The sequence below is a fragment of the Caballeronia sp. ATUFL_F2_KS9A genome (assembly GCF_023630765.1).
GTDB classification, from domain to species: domain Bacteria; phylum Pseudomonadota; class Gammaproteobacteria; order Burkholderiales; family Burkholderiaceae; genus Caballeronia; species Caballeronia zhejiangensis.
This window is the reverse complement of the sequence record NZ_JALQEK010000010.1, coordinates 136995-157316: the sequence shown is the minus strand read 5'-3', so window position 1 is coordinate 157316 and position 20322 is coordinate 136995. Positions and strand designations below refer to the sequence as shown.

Genomic DNA, 20322 nt, shown 5'->3' with positions numbered 1-20322 from the left:
CGTCGGGTGCTGTGCTATCGTTACGCGAAACTCGAACTATCCGACCGTTTCGGCGCTTCGCATGACTTTTTTCTCCGTATTGCTGGCTCTCGTCATTGAGCAGATGCGCGCGTTATCGCCGCACAATCCGATTTCGGCGTTGCTTCAATATCATGCGGAATCCACCGCGCACGGTTTCGATGCCGGCAAGGAGAAGCATGGCATCGTCGCGTGGCTCGTGGTCGTGCTGCCGTGGACGCTCTTCGTCGGGCTCGTCTATTACGTGCTCTATCGGATCAACTTCGTTCTGGCGTTCTTCTGGAACGTGGTGATCGTCTATTTCACGCTCGGTTTCCGGCAGTTCAGCCACTATTTCACCGATATCCATCTCGCGCTCAACAACGACGACGTTCCGCGCGCGCGCGAAGTGCTGGCCGAGTGGACCGGCATCGATACGGTCGACATGCCCGTCAGCGAAATCGTCCGGCATACGCTGGTTCATGCGGTCGTGGCATCGCACCGGCACGTGTTCGGCGTGTTCTTCTGGTTTCTGATTCCGATCGGCCCGGCGGGCGCGGTGCTCTATCGCATCGCCGAATACCTCGCGCGCGCGTGGTCGAAGCCGAATCCCGAGCGCACCGCGGAGTTCTCGTCGTTCGCGCAACGCGCGTTCTTCATCATCGATTGGGTGCCCGCGCGTCTGACGTCGCTCGGTTTCGCGATCGTCGGCAATTTCGAGGACGCCATTTACGCGTGGCGCAATCACGCGCGCCAATGGCCGGACGCAAACGAAGGCGTGTTGCTGGCAGCGGGCAGCGGTGCGCTGGGCGCGCGTCTCGCGGGGCCGCTCGCCGAGCCGCTTTCGGTCGAAGCGCTTGCCGTCGGCGATGCCAGTCCGTTGCCCGTCGGCGACGATTGCACGCCGCGCACGCTGCAATCGGCTGTCGGCCTCGTATGGCGGGCAGTCATTTTGTGGATGTTGCTGCTGCTGATGCTGACGATCGCCGTGTGGCTGGCGTAATCAATCGTCGAGCGGATCGCGCGCCGTCTGGCAATTCCAGCAGACGGTGAACTGCGGCTCCAGCCACTCGCCGCAATGCTTGCACTTCCAAGGCCGGGCGTTCGCGTCCGGCCCTTTTCTCGCGCGCTCCAGAAGGCGCAAGGCCAGCGCTTCGTCGCGATCGTCGACGATCCAGATTTCCGGCGCGCACTGATCGGCCGGAATCTCCCCCATCGCGCCATTCAAATAACGGTTGTGCAACTCGCACGGCACGCCCGCGGCCGACAGCACGTTCACCCAATGCTGCGCCGTGATGAGATCGGGAGCGCGCGTGAGCCGCTTCATCGAACGATCTGGCTGGCTTCGTGCACGAGTTGCGCGTAGAGCGCGTGACGTTCGGGGCGAATCTTTCCCGCTTCGACGGCTTCGAGCACCGCGCATCCCGGCTCGTGCAGATGATGGCAGTTGTAGAAGCGGCAATGTCCGAGATAAGGCCGGAAATCGGCGAAGGCGCGCTCGAGCTGGCCTTCCGACAGATGATGCAGGCCGAATTCCTGAAAGCCCGGCGAATCGATCAGCGAGCCGCCGCCTGGCAGATCGTAGAGACGCGTGAATGTGGTCGTATGACGGCCGCTGTTGAGCGCGGACGAAATCTCGCGTGTGGCGGCGTCGGCATCGGGGACGAGCAGGTTCACGAGCGTCGATTTGCCCATGCCGGATTGACCGAGCAGGATCGTCGAGCGGTCTTTGAGGCGTGCGTCGAGTTGCGGATGAACGTCGCCGGGCGCCATCTTCGCCGAGAGCTCGATCACCGTGTAGCCGAGTTCGCGATACGGCGCGAGACGTTCGCGCGCGAGCGGCAACGCGCTTTCGACATCGATCTTGTTCAATACGATCAGCGATTCCAGACCGTGCGCCTCGGCCGCGATCAGCGCGCGTCCGAGCAGGTCTTCGCTGAAATGCGGCTCGGTGGCGAGCACGATCAGAAGTTGATCGAGATTCGCCGCGAAGAGCTTCGACTTGAACTGATCGGAGCGATAGAGCAGATTGCGCCGTTCGGCGATCTCGACGATCACGCCCTGATCCGCCGACGACTGCTCGTAGAACACGCGATCGCCTACGGCCACTTCGCTTTTCTTGCCGCGCGGGAAGCACTGGAGCATCGCGCCGCCGTCTTCGGGCGTGACGAGATAGTGCCGCCCGTGCGCGGCGATCACCGTGCCTTCGAGCCGTGCCGCCGCACCTGACCGCTTGAACCCGCGCGTCATGCGGCGTGCTGCATCAGGCGGTCGATGCGCTGCGAGGCGGGCGGATGCGAGTAGTAGAACGCGGTGTAGATCGGATCGGGCGTGAGCGTCGACGCGTTGTCTTCATACAGCTTCACGAGCGCGTTCACGAGATCCTTCGGATCGGTCTGGCTGGCGGCGAAAGCATCGGCTTCGAACTCGTTCTTGCGCGATGTCAGGCTGCCGAGCGGCGTGATGAAGAACATGAACACGGGCAGCACGAGCATGAAGAGCACGAGCGCCAGCCCGTTATTGCTGCCGACGAGCGACGGCCGCACGCCGAGACCTTCGTAGAACCACGTCGTCTGAATGAGCCAGCCGAGCAGCGCGAGCATCGCGAGGCTGATGCCGAACATGACGACCATCAGCTTCAGAACGTGACGGCGCTTGAAATGGCCGAGTTCGTGCGCGAGCACCGCTTCGATTTCGTTGCCGGAAAGCCGCGCGAGCAGCGTGTCGAAGAACACGATGCGCTTTGCCGCGCCGAAGCCGGTGAAATACGCGTTGCCGTGCGCCGAGCGGCGGCTGCCGTCCATCACGAACAGGCCTTTCGCGGCGAAGCCCGTGCGCGACATCAGATTCGTGATGCGTGCGACGAGCGCTTCATCCTTCAGCGGTTCGAACTTGTTGAAGAGCGGCGCGATGAAGGTCGGATAGATGATCATCGCGAGCAGCTGGAAAGCCACCCAGACCATCCACGTCCACAGCCACCAGAAGGTCCCAGCGCGATCCATGAGCCAGAGCGTGAGCAGCAAGAGCGGCGCGCCGATCACGATGGCGAGCACCGTGCCCTTGACGAGATCGACGAAGAAGAGCTTCTTCGACATGCGATTGAAGCCGAACTTTTCCTCGATCACGAAATGGCGGATGTAGTCGAACGGCAGATCGATGACGCTCGTGATCGCCACCACCGACGCCACCAGCGCGATCTGTCCGAGATAGCCGCGGCCGAGCCAGTCCGAAATGGCGAGATCGAGCGCCTGGACGCCGCCGAGCAGCGTCAGCGCGACGAGCACGACCGCGCTCGTGACGACTTCGATCATGGTGAGGCGCGTGCGCTCGACGGTGTAATCCGCGGCGCGCTGATGCGCCGTGAGCGGAATCGTGCCGCTGAATTGCGCGGGCACGCCGTTGCGATGCGCGGCGACGTAGCGGATCTGGCGCGATGCGAGCCAAAGCTTGGTCGAAACCATCGCGACGAGGGCGACGACGAAGATCGTCGAGAAGGCGAGAGTGAGGTTGGTCATCCGGGAATTCCGATTGAACTATGCGAGAATTATAGGTTCTAGGCCGTGCCGGCGCGCTCAGAAACTGTGCGGCACGGCTTTCCCATCTTTCAGGCCGCTTTTCATGACCGACATCTCCACCACGCCCGAATCAGAAGAAAACGCGCTCGTGCGCAGCGACATGAACCTCGTGTGGCTCGACATGGAGATGACCGGCCTCGATCCGGACAACGATCGCATCATCGAGATCGCGGTGGTCGTCACGAATTCGACGCTCGACAAGATGGTCGAAGGCCCGGTCCTCGCGATTCATCAGACGGAAGAAGCGCTCGGCCGCATGGACGAGTGGAATCGCAACACGCACGGCCGCTCGGGGCTGACCGAGCGCGTGAAGGCGTCGACGGTCGATGAAGCCGAAGCCACGCGCCAGATCCGCGATTTTCTCGGGGCTTACGTGCCGCCCGGCAAGTCGCCGATGTGCGGCAACTCGATCTGCCAGGACCGACGCTTCATGGCGCGCTGGATGCCCGAACTGGAGACGTTCTTCCACTATCGCAATCTCGACGTCAGCACGTTGAAGGAACTGTGCCGCCGCTGGCAGCCGGCGATTTACAAGGGCTTTCAGAAGCGTGCGATGCACACGGCGCTCGCCGATATCCACGAGTCGATCGACGAGCTCAAGTACTACCGCCAGCATTTCCTGATTCCGTCGGCGAGCGCAGCCGCGTCCTAATTCTTCGGCGGGCGGATCGCGCTCTTCGGACGAAACGCGGCGACCACTTCCGGCCGCGTTTCGATATACGGCCCGCCGATCAGATCGATGCAATACGGCACGGCCGCGAAAATGCCCGGCACTTTCGTTCTGCCGTCTGCGTCTTTCAGACCTTCGAGCGTTTCGCGGATCGACTTCGGCTGGCCCGGCAGATTGATGATGAGCGCAGCGTGGTCTTCCGTTTCGCGAATCACCGCGACTTGCCGCGAGAGAATGGCCGTCGGCACGAAATTCAGGCTGATCTGGCGCATCTGCTCGCCGAAGCCGGGCATCGGCTTGGTGGCGACGGCGAGCGTCGCCTCGGGCGTCACGTCGCGGCGGGACGGGCCGGTGCCGCCTGTCGTCAGCACCAGATCGCAGCGGTGCGTATCGACGAGCTCGACGAGCGTCGCGGAAATGGTCGCGGCGTCGTCGTGAATCAGCCGCGTCTCGGCCCGAAACGGCGTCGAGAGCGCCGCGCCGAGCCACTCGACGAGCGACGGCAAGCCCTTGTCCTCGTAGACGCCGGAAGACGCGCGATCGCTGATCGACACCAGTCCGACTATCAGTTCGTCACGCGTCGTCATCGCGATCGTCCTCGTCGTCTTCGACATCGTCGTCTTGCGCGCCCGACGCGTTCTTGATCCACTGGAAGAGTTCGCGGTAATAGCGCGGCGGCTTTTGCTGCTCGCGCTCCTTGCGCGCGTTGCGGATCAGCGTGCGGCCTTCCTGCGGATCGACGCCCGGATGCGTGCGGATGAATTCGGTGAGCGCGGCGTCATCGGCGAGCAATTGTTCGCGCGTGCGCTCGATCCAGTGCATGCGCGCGGTTTCGGCCTTGTTCACGCCGCGATGGGTGTCGAGCGCGGTGCGCAGCGCGGCGACTTCGTCTTCGGTCAGCGAGCGCATGACCTTGCCGACGTACTGCAACTGACGGCGCTTGCCTTCGTGATCGGTGATGCGGCGTGCCTCGCGCACGGCGTCGCCGAGATCCTCGGGCATCGGCATGCGTTTGAGCGCATCCTTGGGCAGCGCGATGAGCGCTTCCCCCAGCTCCTGCAGCGCGTGCATTTCGCGCTTGAGCTGGGATTTGCTCGGACGGTCGTAGCCGTTTTCGTCGGCCTCGCGATCGTCGTCGCGGCCGGAATCGATCGGTTGAATGCGGGTTTTACGGTTCATCCCGACATTGTAGCTTGCGCCCGCATCGCTTTTGCCGGGTCGCGGCCGGCGCTGCGACAAACCTTGGCGGGTGAATGCACGCCGTCCTTGCTATGATCGCGTGATACGCCGGTCCCGCTTTGCGGTGCTCGACGACGAGCGCATCTGGCAGGGAATCCCGAAGCAATCACGACATGCGCGGGCGCGACACGCCCGACTTCCAAAGGCAACCAAAAATGGCAGCAGACATGGACGTCAAGCAACGCTACTTCCCGCATACGCAGGACGAGCTGAAGGAGATCGCCTCCGACATCCTGCGCTACGCGAAGGAACTCGGCGCGAGCGATGCGGCCACCGAGATCTCCGAGGGCGACGGCCTGTCGGTGAGCGTGCGGCGCGGCGAAGTGGAGACCATCGAGCACAATCGCGACAAGATGGTCGGCGTGACCGTGTTCATCGGCAAGAAGCGCGGCAACGCGAGCACTGCGGACTTCACGCGCGACGCATTGCGCGACACGGTCGCGGCGGCGTACAACATCGCGCGCTTCACGGCGGAGGACAGCGCGGCCGGCCTCGCGGAAGCCGAGTTGCTGGAAAAGTCGCCGCAGGACCTCGATCTTTATCACCCGTGGGACATCGACGCCGAAGAGGCCGCCGAGATCGCGCGCCGCGCGGAGGCCGCAGCGTTCGCCGTCGACAAGCGCGTGACCAATTCGGAAGGCGCGAGCGTTTCCGCGCAGCATTCGCAGTTCGTGCTCGCGACGTCGCGCGGCTTCATGGCGGGCTATCCGTACTCGCGTCACTACATTGCGTGCGCGCCGATCGCCGCGGCCGGCCGCGACATGCAGCGCGACGACTGGTACACGTCCAAACGCGATGCATCCGCGCTTGCGGCGCCCGAAGCCGTCGGCCGCTACGCCGCCGAGCGGGCGCTCGCGCGGCTCAACGCGAAGAGCCTCGACACGCGCAAGTGCCGCGTGCTGTTCGAAGCGCCGCTCGCGGCGGGCATTCTCGGCGCGTTCGTGCAGTCGGTGAGCGGCGGCGCGTTGTATCGCAAGACTACGTTCCTCGTCGATAGCCTCGGCAAGCCGGTGTTCGCGCCGCATATCCAGATCGTCGAGGATCCGCATGTGAAGGGCGGCATGGGCAGCGCCCCGTTCGACGAAGAAGGCGTGCGTACGCAACGCCGTAACGTCGTCGAGGATGGCGTCGTGCAGGGCTATTTCCTCTCGACGTACTCCGCGCGCAAGCTCGGCATGCAGACGACCGGCAACGCGGGCGGCTCGCACAATCTGACGATGACGAGCGCGCACACGAAGCCCGAGGACGACTTCGAAGCGATGCTGAAGAAGCTCGATACCGGCCTCCTGCTTACCGAACTGATGGGGCAGGGCGTGAACTACGTGACGGGCGACTACTCGCGCGGCGCGTCGGGTTTCTGGGTCGAGAACGGCAAGATCGTGCATGCCGTCGAGGAAATCACCGTGGCGAGCACGCTGCAGGAGATGTTCCGCCATATCGAGGCAATCGGCGCGGATACCGTCGTGCGCGGCACGAAGGAAATCGGCTCGGTGCTGATCGAGCGGATGACGGTCGCGGGCCAGTAAGCCGCGCCGGTCGAGAACAGAAAGGCTCCGGAGCGCATCCGGAGCCTTTTTTCATTCCGGCTTCATTCCGACGAGGCGATGCGCTCGTAAGTCACGAAGGCGAACGCGAAATCGTTCGGCGCCGCTGCGCGATGCGGCTCGCGCGACACTTCGCGCCACAACTCGGGATCGGGCGCGGGAAAGCGCGTGTCGCCATCGAAATCGGCGTCGATCTCGGTGACGATCATCTTGTCCGCACGCGCAATGGCATCCTGATACAACTGCGCGCCGCCGATCAGAAACGCTTCCTTCGCCGGTTCGAGCGCGAGCGCCGCTTCGAGGCTCGTCACGACATCGCAGCCTTCGTAGCGCCGGGTGCCGTCGCGCGACACGACGATATTGCGCCGCCCCGGCAGCGCCCTGCCGATGGATTCATGCGTCTTGCGGCCCATGATGATGGGCGCGCCCATCGTCGTGCGCTTGAAGAAGGCGAGATCCTCGGGCAGGCGCCAGGGCAGTTGGTTTTCGCGTCCGATCACGCCATTGCGCGCGCGGGCGACGATCAGAGTCAGCGTCGTCATGGAATAGAAGTCCGGCAAGCTGGCGCGCGCGGGCAGCGCGGCCGGGTGACGATTCTAACCGACGCTTGCGGCGCGGCCAGCGCTCGGCGCGCCGCGCGGGCCTACGCCTCCGGCGCTTCGTCGCCGAGCGGCAGCGTCGTGTGCCATGGGGGCGGCGCGATCTCGTCCCATAGCGTCACGCTGACGCCCGAGCCAGTCGGACGATCGTCGGGCAGGCCCGACGCGGTGGATTCGTCCGCGTTCTCGCCATTTTGATGCGCGTCGGTTGTTTCTCCGCGCCTTAAAGAACTATCGCGTGCCATCGTGACGACATAACCAAGTAATAAATTCCCGCCACGGAAATATCCGGAAATAAAGTAATCGCTTTCTCGGTAAAACGATTAAGCGGGAGTCGAATGCAGGGATAAAGATGAACGCTCGTTCGGCAGCGAGTATTTCTTACCTTCGAGCGCGGTTCTATTGGAGCGAATTGCGTGCCATGTCCGGCAGAGCGTTGCTGCGCAATGAATCGCGAAAATCCGACGAAAGTCCGCAGCAAAAATTCGGCTGTAAACGTTTCACTGCTGAAACATGAAGGCAGAAAAACGTGAACTTCCGGCGAAATCGGTATAAGATTTTGTCTTATTAAATTGTGCGCAATCTCGTTGATAATCGTGTGAGAAATTCTTGCCAAGGCCGTCCTGTCAAGGTTTTCTGGCTAAACCGGCGACTCTCGCGATATTTGTTTCCGGGGTTTCTGGGTTATAGTAGTCTCTCAAAAACGGCGCAGAATCAGACATAAAGGGTTTCGTGGAAGGGTGCGTGGTGTTTCGCGCCGTGTCCCGGGGGCGACGGTTCGAATGGCAAATCCTCTCCAGACGTTTGCGAGCAACGTGCGAGGGCAACGAAGTTTGCGATGTAGCGCGAGCCTTGAACTACGTGACCTTTTCAACGAATGTTGAACAAAGGATCTGAATAATGGACGTCGCTCGGCGGCAACTCATCTATGTGACTCGCGATCCAAGCGAGACGCTGTGCGCGCGATTCGAGGAGCGCGGTTGGCATATCGAAATCGTCGCGAACGCGCGCGACACGCGTAAGGCTTTGCGCAGCGATCTGGCGACCGGCGGGCTGCTCGATCTGTCGAGTCATTTCGAATCTCATGAACTGGCGGCGTTCGAATCGTCGCTGACGATGACCAACGTGGGCTGGGTCGCGGCCACGGTTGCCGGGCAACTGGAAGACGCTGCCGTGCGGCGTCTCATTCGCGACTATTGCTTCGATTACGTGACGCTGCCGACGTCCAACGACCGCATCGTCGATTCCGTCGGTCATGCGTACGGCATGGTTTCGCTGCATGACGCCGCGTCGAACGATGCGCGCAGCGAGGGCCGCGCCGAGGGCGAAATGGTCGGTTCGTGCGACGCGATGCTCGCGCTCTTCCGCTCGATCCGCAAGGTCGCGATGACCGATGCGCCCGTGTTCATCTCCGGCGAATCCGGCACCGGCAAGGAACTCACGGCTGTTGCCATTCACGAGCGCTCGGCGCGCCGCGATCAGCCGTTCGTGGCGATCAACTGTGGCGCGATTCCCGCGCATCTGCTGCAATCGGAGCTCTTCGGTTACGAACGCGGCGCTTTCACGGGCGCGAATCAACGCAAGATCGGCCGTGTCGAAGCGGCCAATGGCGGCACGCTGTTCCTCGATGAAATCGGCGACCTGCCGCTCGAAAGCCAGGCGAGCCTGTTGCGCTTCCTGCAGGAGCGCAAGGTGGAGCGCCTCGGCGGACACGGCTCGACGCCCGTCGACGTGCGCATCATTTCCGCGACGCACGTCGACATGCAGACCGCGATGATCGAAGGGCGCTTTCGCGCGGACCTGTATCACCGGCTGTGCGTGCTGCAGATCGACGAGCCGCCGCTGCGCGCGCGCGGCAAGGACATCGAGCTGCTCGCGAAGCACATGCTCGACCGCTTCAAGAAGGACGCGAGCCGTCGGCTGCGCGGATTCTCGCCGGATGCGATCGCCGCGATCCACAACTACGGCTGGCCGGGCAACGTGCGCGAGCTCATCAACCGCGTGCGGCGCGCCATCGTGATGTCGGAAGGGCGTCAGATCACAGCGCGCGATCTCGAACTCGGCGAATACGTCGAAGTCGCGCCGGTCTCGCTCGCACAGGCGCGCGAGGCCGCCGAACGACAGGCGATCGAACTCGCGCTGCTGCGCCATCGCGGGCGTCTTGGCGACGCCGCGCACGAATTGGGCATCTCGCGCGTGACGCTGTATCGGCTGTTGAGCGCGCATGGCATGCGTCACATCGAGGTCGATGCGCCCTCGGAACACGCCACGCGCGGCTGACAGCCAGGTCGCGGACGAACACCGGACGGGCGCCACAAGGCGCCCGTTTTTTCGTGCCGCTGCACTAAGCGCCCGCATCCATCGCTTGGTAAAATCGATCGTTTACGCCTTCCGCTCGCGAGGGCGCGCAGCGTACCCAGGGAACATCGAATGAAACAGTATCTCGAGCTCGTCCAGACGATTCTCGATACCGGCACTTGGCAGGAAAACCGCACGGGCATCCGCACGATCAGCATGCCCGGCGCGATGCTGCGTTTCGACCTGCAGCAAGGCTTCCCGGCCGTGACCACGAAAAAGCTCGCGTTCAAGTCGGCGATCGGCGAACTCGTGGGCTTTCTGCGCGCGTCGAAGAGCGCGGCGGACTTTCGCGCGCTCGGCTGCAAGGTGTGGGACGCCAACGCCAACGAGAATCCGGAGTGGCTCGAGAATCCGTATCGCCAGGGTCCGGACGATCTCGGCGACGTCTACGGCGTGCAGTGGCGCAAGTGGCCCGCGTACAAGCTCGTCGACGCCTGCGCGGGCGACCAGATCGCCGACGCCACGAATCGCGGCTATCAGCTCGTGACGAGTTTCGTCGAAAACGGGCGCGAGCAGGTGCTGCTGTACAAGGCGATCGATCAGTTGCGTCAATGTCTCGACACGATCATCGAGCGCCCGACCGACCGGCGCATTCTGTTTCACGCGTGGAATCCGGCGAAGCTCGACGAGATCGCGCTGCCCGCGTGCCATCTGCTGTATCAGTTCATCCCGAACGCGGTGACGCGCGAGATTTCGCTGTGTCTGTACATTCGCAGCAACGACGTTGGCCTCGGCACGCCGTTCAATCTGACCGAAGGCGCGGCGCTCCTGCATCTCGTCGGACGGCTGACGGGCTACAAGCCGCGCTGGTTCACGTACTTCATCGGCGACGCGCACATCTACGAAAACCAGCTCGACATGCTGCACGAGCAACTCAAGCGCGAGCCGCTGCCTTCGCCGCAACTGATCATCTCCGATCGCGTGCCGGATTACGCGGTGACGAAGCGCTATGAACCGGAATGGCTGGAGAAGATCGAGCCGAAGGATTTCGCGCTCGAAGGCTACAAGCATCACGACGCGCTCACGGCGCCGATGGCCGTATAAGCCGGGTTTCGTCGGTTTGCACAAGAAAACGCGCGGTCGAGGCCGCGCGTTTTGTTTTTGAGGTCTTAACCGCGATGGTGCTCGTTGCCGCCGCCACGTTGCTGTTGCGGCTGTTGCGGTTGATGAGGCTCCCGATTCTGCATCTGCGGCGGCGGAGCCTGACGAACTTCCTGATGCATCGGCTGACGCGTTGGCTCCTGGTGAGGCTGCGGCCGCTGCGCTTCCGGCTGCGGATGAGGCGGCGGCATCTCATGGCGCGGCTGTTCGACCCGCGCCTGGCGATACGCCTCCGGCGACGCGTGACTGGGCTGCGGCTGCATCGAATGCATCGGCATGCGTTGATCGACGTGCGGCGCATCGTTTGCGCGTTGACGCTGCCACATCGGTTGATGCGCCTGCTGCGGCGCGCGCGGCTCGCGCGAAACGGCATGTCCGCGCGATGAATCCCCATGCGCGAAGCGCGGATCGTTCGCGCCGAATTGCGCAGCCTGCGGCGGATGCGCAACGCCGTAGCCATGCGGCTGCGCAGGCTGAGCGGGAACCGGCGCCGGCAACGCGCCGCCCGCGATGACCGACCGCGCCGGTCCATGCGTGGCGACGAGATGCACCTGTTCGTTGCGCGCGCCGTACCCGCCGCGCGGATCGCGATTCTGCTGCACGTACCGGTCATGAAAAGCCGGCGGCGCGACGGGCGCGCGTGTCGCGACCACCGGTCGTCCGAATCCGGCCTGCGGCGGCTGATAACTCGCGCGTCGCCCACCGGGCGCGAAGCTGTCGCGCGTCGGCGCAATGCCCGGCGCGCCCGCGAAGAAGCGCGGATGGCGCCAGCGCGACGGATCGACCGCGTACGGCTGACGTCCGACCGGCTGGCCAAGCACGAACAGGTTCGTCGGCACGGCCGTCAGCCCGCGCGGCGCGTGATAGTTGACGTACGTATTGCGCACATAGACATTGCGGTTCACGCGTTCGAAATAACGCGGACTCCAGCCATCCCGATGCGGACGCCACGCTTCGCCCGGTCCGAGCGGAAACCACGCGACGCCCGCCGCCGCGATGCCGCCGACCGTCAGCGCGACGTTCCAGTCGGGGCCGCCATCGCCATCGCCATCGCCGACGAAACCGACGAGCGCAGGCGAGTACGCGGGCGGCGCGCTGACGTCCATCGGGCCGGGCACCCACGCCCATCGCGATCCGATATACGCCCAGCGGCCATAGTGATACGGCGCGAAGCCCCACGGCGCGTCGTCGATCCATGTCCATCCCCACGGATCCTGCCAGGCCCAATGTCCCTGACGATACGGCGCCCAGCCGGCGGACACGGCGGTCGGCGTCCAGACCGGCCCGTACGACGGATCGTTGCGCCACGTTCCGTTGGCGTCGAGATCCTGATAACCGGGCACGTCGCGCGATACATATCGCGCCGAAATCGAGCGATCTTCGGATGCGTCGCGCCCGGCGGCCCATTGATCGAACGCGTCGGGCGCGGGCGCCGCATTCGCCGATGCCTGCTGCAGATTCGTGCCCTCGAACGTCATCTGCTGCCCGCCCGCGAGTTGCACGGAGCCACCGTCGCCGTACGCGGTCACGCCGCCGCTTCGCACCGTCACGGTCGTCGCGCGGCCATCGGGCGCGACTTCGACTCGCATCTCGCCGGGCGTCGTGATCGCGAGCGCGGTGTTCGGCGTATCGATCTCGTAGGTCGTGCCGGGCGGGAGTTCGCGCACGCGCGTCGACAGCGTGCCCTGGGCGATCTTGAGTTGCGCGGTGTCGTCGTCGAGCGCGAGGACGGACAGCGCCGTCGATGACCCGAGCCGCACCGCCGTCGAACCGATATGCAGTTCGGAGCGCGCGTTCTCGTCGTTCCAGAGTTGATCGCCCGTCGTCAGCGGACGATTGATCTGCGCGTAGGACCAGTCGGATGCGCCCGCTGGCTCGGTCGTCACCGTGCCCGCCATGTAGTTGAGCCGCGCGATGCGTCCGGGCGGATCGCCTTGTCCGGTTTGCGCAAACGCGTTAAGCCCCGATGCCGACAAAAGCACGCACAAAGCGGCGATCTTGATCTTCATTACGTTCTCCGGCGGCCGCGCGTGCGTTCCGTTCGGCGCACTGAGTTCGCGAGACCTGTCGGATCAATGTATCGCCGGCGCCTGTATCCGTACGATGCCGTTTGTAACGGCTCGCAGGCGCGCGTAACAAAGCTTTATCGCGCGGACAGGAAGCCTTCGAAATGCCGATGCCCCGCGGGCGTCACGCGCAGGACGCGGCGTTTCGCCGTGCGCTCGATCCAGCCGTGCGACTCGCACGCGTCGAGAAACGCCGCGCCGAGCGCGCCGCCCAGATGCGGCCGGCGCTCGCTCCAGTCGATGCAGGTGCACGCGAACCGTCGCCGCCGCGCGCGCTGCGCCTTCAGATCGATGCCGAGTTCGGCGAACGCCTGCGCGCCTTCGGGCGTGGCGTCGAGCGCGGCGGGGCCGTGCGCGGCGTCGTGACGATCGGCGGCGGCGAGCCAGTTGCGCGCGATCATCCGCTCGAAGAGCTGCACGGCGAGTTCGCCCGCCAGATGGTCGTAGCAGGTGCGCGCGAAACGCATTTCGACAGGCACGGCGGAAGGCGGCCGTTCCGGCGCGCGCTGCGGCGCGCTCGCCCGCGCGAGATTGGCGAGCGCTTCGATGGCCGCGGCGATATCCGCCGTCGCGATCCGGTAGTACCGATGCCGTCCGCTCACTTCGAGCGCGAGCAGTCCGCCTTCGGTCAGCCGCGCGAGATGCCCGCTTGCCGCCGATGGCGACAGCCCCGCGATCATCGTCAGTTCGCCGGCGGGGCGCGCGGTGCCGTCCATCAGCGACCAGAGCATGGCGGCGCGGCCCGGATCCGCGATCAGCGCGCCGATGCGCGACAGGCCGGGAAAATGGCGCGCGCGGGAATCGGCGTCGTCGAAAGCGGGGTTCATGGCGATTTCCGTATCGGGCGAAGTAGTCGATGCGTCCACTCTAGCGCGATCGCGCAACCGATGTTTCACCGTGCGCCGAAATGTCGATGCGCGAGGCGCGGCGCTAGAATGACCGCTGGCATTTCGAGGCAGCAGGGGAGAATTCCGTGGCCAGATTCATTCTCGCGAGCGCTATAGGCGTTCTCGTGCTCTGCGCGGGCTGCGCGGGCGCGCCGTCGTCAGCGGCGGGCAGCGGCGGCAGCATCACGATGTACGGCACGATCGATCAGGGCATCACCGTCCACGATTGAATATTGCCGACCCTATAATCGGCATTCATTTTCCGCATCAGACGGGCTTCCCATGAATACGCCGACCTCATCCCCCATTCCAGCCGTCCCGAAAAGCCGTGCGGAAACCACTTTCCGCTTTCTCGCCGAGCCGACTTCGGTGAATTTCGGCGGCAAGGTGCACGGCGGCGCGCTGATGAAATGGATCGACGAAACCGCCTACGCCTGCGCCGCGATGTGGTCCGGGCGCTATGCGGTCACGGTGAGCGTCGGCAACATCCGTTTTCGGCGGCCGATTCTCGTCAGCAATCTGGTCGAGTTGCGCGCGCGCGTCGTGACGACGGGGCGCACCAGCATGCACATCCACATTTCCGTGCATGCGGGCGACCCGAAAGTCGGCGAGCTTGAGCAGACGACCGATTGCCTGATGGTTTTCGTCGCCGTCGATGAAAAAGGCCAGCCGACGCCCGTGCCTGCGTTCGTGCCGGAAACGGAAGAGGAAAAGCGCCTCGCGAAATACGCGATGGACGTGAAGGACGCGCTCGATGCAATCGTCGAGCTGAAGCCGGAAGAGGTGGCAGCGGGGAAGGTGTAACCCGCCGCTCTTCGGGCAAGAACGCGCTTACCTTTTTCCCACCATTTCCTCCGGCTTGACCCATTCATCGAACTGCTGCTCGGTCACGTGACCGAGCGCGAGCGCGGCGGCCTTCAGCGTCGTGCCTTCCTTGTGCGCCTTTTTCGCGATCTGCGCGGCCTTGTCATAGCCGATATGCGGATTCAGCGCCGTCACGAGCATCAGCGATTCGTTCAGCAGACTGTCGATGCGCTTCTCGTTCGGCTCGATGCCCACCGCGCAGTTATCGTTGAAGCTCTGCGCGCCGTCCGCGAGCAGGCGGACCGATTGCAGCACGTTGTGCGCGATCATCGGCCGGAACACGTTCAGCTCGAAGTTGCCGCTCGCGCCGCCGAAGTTCACCGCGACATCGTTGCCGAAGACCTGGCAGCAGAGCATCGTGACGGCTTCGGATTGCGTCGGGTTCACCTTGCCCGGCATGATCGAGCTGCCCGGCTCGTTCTCCGGGATCGACAGCTCGCCCAACCCGCAACGCGGTCCGCTCGCCAGCCAGCGGATGTCGTTGGCGATCTTCATCAGGCTCGCCGCGACCGTCTTCAGCGCGCCGTGCGCGGCGACGAGCGCATCGGCGGCGGCCATCACCTCGAACTTGTTCGGCGCAGTCTCGAACGGCAGGCCGGTGAGCTTGCCGATCGCCTGCGCGACCTTCACCGCGAATTCCGGATGCGCGTTCAGCCCCGTGCCGACCGCCGTGCCGCCCTGCGCGAGCTGATACAGATGCGGCAAAGTCGCCTCGACGTGCTTCATGCTCTGATCGAGCTGCGCGACGTATCCCGAAAACTCCTGCCCGAGCGTGAGCGGCGTCGCGTCCTGCAAGTGCGTACGGCCGATCTTCACGATCTTGTCGAACGCCTTCGCCTTCTTGTCGAGCGTATCGCGCAACGTTTTCAGCGACGGCAGCAGATGCTTCTTGATCGCCACGGCCGCAGCGACGTGCATCGCGGTCGGAAACACGTCGTTCGACGACTGGCCGCGATTCACATCGTCGTTCGGATGCACGAGGCGCTCCTCGCCGCGCGGACCGCCCATGATTTCGCTCGCGCGATTGGCGATCACCTCGTTCAGATTCATGTTGGTCTGCGTGCCCGAGCCGGTTTGCCAGACGGCGAGCGGAAATTCGTCGGGATGCTTGCCGTCGATGATTTCCTCGGCCGCCTGAACGATCGCCTTCGCCTTCTTCGAGTCGAGCACCTTCAGGCCTTCGTTCACTTCCGCGGCGGCGTGCTTGATGATCGCGAGCGCGGTGATCAGCTCGGGCGACTGCTTTTCCGTCGAAATCTTGAAGTTTTGCAGCGAGCGCTGCGTCTGCGCGCCCCAGAGCTTGTCGTTCGGCACGGCGATCTCGCCGAACGTGTCCTTCTCCATCCGTACGTCGCCCTTCGCATCGTGTGACATGGCGTGAGTTTCCTTACGAAGTTGGATCAAAGCTGCTTGTCGACGGGCAGCATCATGAAGAGGCCCGTCATCGCATTGCGATAAAGACCTGCCTCGGGATCGAAATTGTAGGTGACGAGACTGCCGTTTTCCTCGGTGATCCAGACGAGGCCCGACTGCGGTGCGCCCGTGCGCCGAAGCTCCTCCGTCACCGCCGCGCTCGCCAGTTGCACCTGCCAGCTCACCTTCGGCGAAATGCCGTTCTCGAAGAGTTTCGCGGCTTCCTCGGCGATCGGCTTGCTGTGGATCACGAGCGCGAGCTCGGTATTGAGCTTCGCCGAACGCGGATCGAGATTCATCGAGCCGATCACGAGGATACTCCGATCGATCACATAGGCCTTCGCGTGCAGGCTCGCGCGCGACTGAGAGCCGAAGAGACCCGCGCGCGGACTGCTTTCGCCTTCGACCTGAATCGGCTTGAACTCGTACAGTTCGACGCCGCTTTGCAGCATCGGAATGCGATACGGCGCGTAGCCCGCCTGCACGGCGACGGCATCGGTCGCGGCGAGCGAATTCGTCAGCACCGCGACGCGCACGCGGCGCTTCGTCAGACCGGCGAGCGCCTTCACGCCCGCGTCGTGCGGCACGAAGTAGGGCGACAGGATCAGGAATTCGCTCTGCGCGTCCTTCAGCAGAGCGACGAGGCGCTCCATCGGCGGGCTTTTGTAGTCGTCGCTCGGATGCTCGATCTTCGATGGCGAATCGACCCGGAACTCCGTCGGCGCCCACACGAGGCCCATTTCCTCGCGCGCGATCTGCTGCGCGAGCGGCGTCGCATTGAGCGGCTTCGCGTTCAGCGGATCGGCCTGCTCGCGCCAGTGCTTGCGCAAGTCGTCGCGGGTCTTGTCGAGTTCGCGGGCGTCGAACTTCTGCTTGTTGAGCGCGCGCAGCGGGTACGCGAGCGAACTGTTCCAGTAATCGTCGAAGCTCGCGGATATTTCTTGCGTGACCGGACCGGCGGCGAAGACGTCGAGATCGCGAAACTGCAAGGTCGGGCTCGCGCTGAAGTACTCGTCGCCGAGATTGCGGCCGCCGACGATCGCGATCTGGTTGTCCGCGATCATCGCCTTGTTGTGCATGCGGCGCGTGAAGTGACTGAGATTTGTGAAGAAATTCTGCGTGCGCTCGGAGAAGCTGCGTTGCGCGCTGCCGTACGGGTTGAACACGCGAATCTCGATCTTGTCGTGCGAATTGAGCGCCGCCATGATCTGGTCGATGTCCTTGAAGTTCAGATCGTCGACGAGCATGCGCACGCGCACGCCGCGATCCGCCGCATACAGCGCCGCGCCGAGCAGCAGCTTGCCGGTGTTGTCCTCGTTGGCGATGTAGTACTGCATGTCGAGCGTCTTCGTCGCCGCGCGCGCGAGTGCGATGCGCGCCTGCAGCGCGTCGGTGCCGGTCGGCAGCAGGCGCACCGCCGACTCGTCCGGATGCCGTTTTTGCAGCGGCGCGAGGGCGGTCGCGAGGGGCGTCGTTTCCGTCGATGCCAGCGCGTGGCTCTCCGGCCGGTCGAACGCCGTCGCGGGCGGGCGCGTCTCGCAAGCGGCGACGAGCGTCGTCATCGTCACGATGACGGCGATGTTGCGCACGGCGGCGCCGAATGTTCGTGCGCGCGCGTCGCGGCGCGCGATTTCCCGCAATCCCCGGTTTTCCGACACTTCGATTCCCCGTTCTGGTCGCCGCTCGTGAAGCGCTCGGCGACGTTTTCGCGTTTTCGGTCTTCAGCACGAAAGTAGCAAGGAGCGTACTCGCGCCGGATCTCGAAATTATTCTATGGGAAATCGGGAAAGCGCCGAACGTTGCACTGGGCGGTGGCGTACGGACGAAAAAAAGCCCGCTGGCTAGAGCGGGCCTACAACCCCTGTCACAGATGTCTCAAGGAGGAGACGGGTTCATCGTAGCAATGCGCGCCGCGCGGCCCAACCAAGCATTCGTGCTATGCAAATCGGCGCGCGGATCGTGTGCTTATCAGACGTGACCGTGCGGCGCGGCGCTCGCGGCGCCGGCGTCGTCCGGCCGTGGCGTGATGCCGGTTTCGATGAAGCGCCGGCTGATGCGATGGAAGCGCAGCGTCATCAGCACGGCGACGCTCGCGAGCCCGGCCGCGAGGCCCCACCACAGGCCCTTCGCGCCGAGTTCGAAGTGGAACGCGAGCACATAGCCGGTCGGAAAGCCGACGCCCCAGTAGCCGAACGCGGCGGCGAGCATCGGAATGCGCGTGTCCTTCAGGCCGCGCAGGCAGCCGGAGCCGACCGTCTGCATGCCGTCGACGATCTGGAACACCGCCGCGACGCCGAGCAGCGACGCCGCGAGCGCGACGGTATGCGCGTTGGCGGGATCGTCGAGATGCAGATACAGCCCGACGATCGCGCGCGGCACGGCGATCAGCACGAGCCCGGAGCACATCATGAAGCCGACGCCGAGCGCGAGCGCGACGAAGCCCGCGTGACGCGCGGCGACAGGCACGCCCGCGCCGACCCAGTAGCCGACGCGCACGTTCGCCGCCTGGCCGATCGCCAGCGGCACCATGAACGCGACCGACGCGACGTTGAGCGCGATCTGATGCGCGGCGAGCGGCGCTTCGCCGAGCAGGCCGACCATCATGCCGGTGGCGAGAAAGAGCGTCGATTCGACCCCGTAGGTGATCGCGACGGGCCAGCCGATGCTGAACAGTTCGCCCATCAGCGGCAGGCGCGGGCGCGCGCGCGCGACGAAATGCCGGTAGCGCGGCCGCAGATGCAGCACCGCGACGAGCGCGATCGCGATGCCCCATACGGTGATCGTCGTCGCCGCCGCCGAGCCGAGGAAGCCTTCGCGCGGCAGGCCGTACGCGCCGTGGATCAGGCCGTAGTTGAGAAAGCCGTTGACGAACACGCCGCCGATGGAGATCCACAAGAGCCTGCGCGCCGCGCCGATGGCGGGCAGAAACGCGCGCATCATCCCGACGCCGATCAGACTGCCGGGTGTCCCCCAGCGCAGCACCGCGCAGTATTCGCCGACGTTCTTCGCGAGCGTCGCGGGTTCGTGGAACGCGAGCAGGATCGGTTCGGCGTAGCTCAGCAGCACGAACGCGGGCACGGCGAGCAGCAAGGAGAGCACGAACCCGGTCCAGTAGATGCCTGGCACGCGATGATCGGCGTTCGCGCCGCGCGCATGCGCCACCGACACGGAAACGGACGTCAGCACGCCCTGCAGGAGCGTCACGACGACGAAAAAGAGATTCGCGCCGAGGCCGCCCGCGGCGAGGGCATCGGGGCCGAGCGAGCCGAGCAGGATGGTGTCGGTGACGCCCATCGCCATCTGCGAGAGCTGCGCGATGGCAAGCGGCGCGGCGAGACGCGCCGTGTCGACGGCGTGACGCGAGAGGCTCGGCGGTCCTTGATGCGCGCGCGCGGCGCGCGTGACTGGCGGTTGCATGTTGATCGGATCGAAACGAAAAGGCCGCAATGAGTGCGGCCGGACTGGAACGCGAGGGGGCAAGAATCGAAGCGCAAACGCGCTGACGGGAACCGACGCTGAAACCAGAACGAAAGAACAGACCGTCAGCTTATTGCGTCGCGTGCGGCATGTCGATGACGCGTTTGCTTATGCCCGGATTTTCGCAATTGCGCGGCGTGTGCGCGCAAATCGCCGCGCGCTTAAGCGGGCGCGCGCACGTAAATCGTCTGGCCGTCGAGCTTCACTCGCTGACCCGCGCGGATCTTGCAGGTCTTGCGCAGTTCCACCTGGCCGTCGACGGTGACATCGCCCATGGCGACGCGTGCCTTCGCCGAGCCGCCGCTGTCCGCGAGGCCCATCAGCTTGAGCAGATTGTGGAGTTCGATGAAGTCGCCCGTGAGGGTGAATTGGAGTGGCGGCATGAGGCGGGCAACGCGGGAATGCGGGAAGGGCTCAATGATAAACCACGCCGGGCATGCGCCGTGCTCGACACCGCGGGACTATGCCTCGGCTCCCTATACGTTCGGTTCATTGCCATGTGCAGCGGCGAACCCATCCTGCACACTATCGA

The 20322-nt window shown here is 64.6% G+C and carries 20 protein-coding genes; 7 read left to right on the top strand and 13 right to left on the bottom strand.

The window, feature by feature from the left end:
• The first annotated feature begins 61 nt into the window (after positions 1 to 61).
• Positions 62 to 1000, top strand: a complete 939-nt coding sequence (locus NCS67_RS09310) for a CobD/CbiB family protein (RefSeq protein WP_008342334.1) — start codon at positions 62 to 64, stop codon at positions 998 to 1000.
• Here NCS67_RS09310 and NCS67_RS09305 read toward each other — a convergent pair whose 3' ends face one another.
• From NCS67_RS09305 to NCS67_RS09295, 3 genes are read right to left on the bottom strand one after another with little or no spacing between them, the layout of a single operon-like run.
• Complete coding sequence (locus tag NCS67_RS09305; protein WP_034472677.1) at positions 1001 to 1324, bottom strand: putative signal transducing protein; 324 nt, start codon at positions 1322 to 1324, stop codon at positions 1001 to 1003.
• Complete coding sequence (gene rsgA / locus NCS67_RS09300) at positions 1321 to 2247, bottom strand: ribosome small subunit-dependent GTPase A (protein ID WP_250434988.1); 927 nt, start codon at positions 2245 to 2247, stop codon at positions 1321 to 1323. Before rsgA ends, NCS67_RS09305 begins: the two co-directional genes overlap by 4 nt.
• Positions 2244 to 3512: a M48 family metallopeptidase gene (locus tag NCS67_RS09295; RefSeq protein ID WP_008342330.1), complete on the bottom strand. Its 1269-nt coding sequence runs from the start codon at positions 3510 to 3512 to the stop codon at positions 2244 to 2246. The genes rsgA and NCS67_RS09295 overlap by 4 nt, the downstream gene beginning before the upstream one ends.
• A 103-nt stretch (positions 3513 to 3615) precedes the next feature.
• Between NCS67_RS09295 and orn the strand changes: the two genes are divergently transcribed.
• A complete protein-coding gene (orn, locus tag NCS67_RS09290) occupies positions 3616 to 4224 on the top strand; it encodes an oligoribonuclease (protein WP_250434985.1) in 609 nt (202 codons plus the stop codon).
• On the opposite strand, the gene mog is transcribed toward orn, so the two are convergent.
• Positions 4221 to 4829: a molybdopterin adenylyltransferase gene (mog, locus tag NCS67_RS09285; RefSeq protein ID WP_008342326.1), complete on the bottom strand. Its 609-nt coding sequence runs from the start codon at positions 4827 to 4829 to the stop codon at positions 4221 to 4223. The genes orn and mog overlap by 4 nt on opposite strands.
• Positions 4816 to 5421: a ribosome biogenesis factor YjgA gene (gene yjgA / locus NCS67_RS09280; protein ID WP_034472813.1), complete on the bottom strand. Its 606-nt coding sequence runs from the start codon at positions 5419 to 5421 to the stop codon at positions 4816 to 4818. Before yjgA ends, mog begins: the two co-directional genes overlap by 14 nt.
• Positions 5422 to 5636: 215 nt before the next feature.
• Between yjgA and pmbA the strand changes: the two genes are divergently transcribed.
• On the top strand, positions 5637 to 7007 hold the full coding sequence (gene pmbA, locus NCS67_RS09275; protein WP_008342321.1) for a metalloprotease PmbA: 1371 nt from the start codon (positions 5637 to 5639) through the stop codon (positions 7005 to 7007).
• Positions 7008 to 7069: 62 nt separating this feature from the next.
• Here the strand turns inward: pmbA and NCS67_RS09270 are convergent, their stop codons facing one another.
• Together NCS67_RS09270 and NCS67_RS09265 are read right to left on the bottom strand one after the other, a co-directional pair.
• The gene (locus tag NCS67_RS09270) at positions 7070 to 7567 is read right to left on the bottom strand and encodes a dihydrofolate reductase (RefSeq protein ID WP_008342320.1); all 498 of its coding nucleotides are present in this window, start codon (positions 7565 to 7567) and stop codon (positions 7070 to 7072) included.
• Between the two features lie 101 nt (positions 7568 to 7668).
• Positions 7669 to 7869, bottom strand: coding sequence for a hypothetical protein (locus NCS67_RS09265; RefSeq protein ID WP_250434983.1), 201 nt, complete (start codon positions 7867 to 7869; stop codon positions 7669 to 7671).
• 655 nt (positions 7870 to 8524) lie between these two features.
• Here NCS67_RS09265 and NCS67_RS09260 point away from each other — a divergent pair.
• Complete coding sequence (locus NCS67_RS09260; protein ID WP_008342313.1) at positions 8525 to 9904, top strand: sigma-54 dependent transcriptional regulator; 1380 nt, start codon at positions 8525 to 8527, stop codon at positions 9902 to 9904.
• A 150-nt stretch (positions 9905 to 10054) separates the two neighbouring features.
• On the top strand, positions 10055 to 11026 hold the full coding sequence (locus NCS67_RS09255; RefSeq protein WP_008342312.1) for a thymidylate synthase: 972 nt from the start codon (positions 10055 to 10057) through the stop codon (positions 11024 to 11026).
• A gap of 65 nt (positions 11027 to 11091) precedes the next feature.
• Here NCS67_RS09255 and NCS67_RS09250 read toward each other — a convergent pair whose 3' ends face one another.
• Together NCS67_RS09250 and NCS67_RS09245 are read right to left on the bottom strand one after the other, a co-directional pair.
• Positions 11092 to 13092, bottom strand: coding sequence for a DUF6600 domain-containing protein (locus NCS67_RS09250; protein WP_250434982.1), 2001 nt, complete (start codon positions 13090 to 13092; stop codon positions 11092 to 11094).
• 134 nt (positions 13093 to 13226) lie between these two features.
• Positions 13227 to 13976 carry an ArsR/SmtB family transcription factor gene (locus tag NCS67_RS09245; RefSeq protein ID WP_008342310.1) on the bottom strand — a complete coding sequence of 250 codons (750 nt, stop codon included), beginning with the start codon at positions 13974 to 13976 and terminating at the stop codon, positions 13227 to 13229.
• A gap of 146 nt (positions 13977 to 14122) precedes the next feature.
• On the opposite strand from NCS67_RS09245, the gene NCS67_RS09240 reads away from it, so the two are divergent.
• Positions 14123 to 14266 (top strand): hypothetical protein, encoded by a 144-nt coding sequence (locus NCS67_RS09240; RefSeq protein ID WP_200889189.1) that lies wholly within the window; start codon positions 14123 to 14125, stop codon positions 14264 to 14266.
• Positions 14267 to 14318: 52 nt separating this feature from the next.
• On the top strand, positions 14319 to 14840 hold the full coding sequence (locus NCS67_RS09235; RefSeq protein ID WP_250434980.1) for an acyl-CoA thioesterase: 522 nt from the start codon (positions 14319 to 14321) through the stop codon (positions 14838 to 14840).
• A 27-nt stretch (positions 14841 to 14867) separates the two neighbouring features.
• On the opposite strand, the gene fumC is transcribed toward NCS67_RS09235, so the two are convergent.
• The 4 genes from fumC to NCS67_RS09215 all read right to left on the bottom strand — a co-directional run bounded on the left by fumC (position 14868) and on the right by NCS67_RS09215 (position 20173).
• Positions 14868 to 16274, bottom strand: a complete 1407-nt coding sequence (fumC, locus tag NCS67_RS09230; protein ID WP_175980381.1) for a class II fumarate hydratase — start codon at positions 16272 to 16274, stop codon at positions 14868 to 14870.
• 26 nt (positions 16275 to 16300) lie between these two features.
• The gene (locus NCS67_RS09225; RefSeq protein WP_250434996.1) at positions 16301 to 17875 is read right to left on the bottom strand and encodes a phospholipase D family protein; all 1575 of its coding nucleotides are present in this window, start codon (positions 17873 to 17875) and stop codon (positions 16301 to 16303) included.
• Between the two features lie 406 nt (positions 17876 to 18281).
• On the bottom strand, positions 18282 to 19730 hold the full coding sequence (locus tag NCS67_RS09220) for an MATE family efflux transporter (RefSeq protein WP_034472804.1): 1449 nt from the start codon (positions 19728 to 19730) through the stop codon (positions 18282 to 18284).
• 221 nt (positions 19731 to 19951) lie between these two features.
• A complete protein-coding gene (locus NCS67_RS09215; protein ID WP_250434979.1) occupies positions 19952 to 20173 on the bottom strand; it encodes an RNA-binding S4 domain-containing protein in 222 nt (73 codons plus the stop codon).
• Positions 20174 to 20322 lie beyond the last annotated feature (149 nt).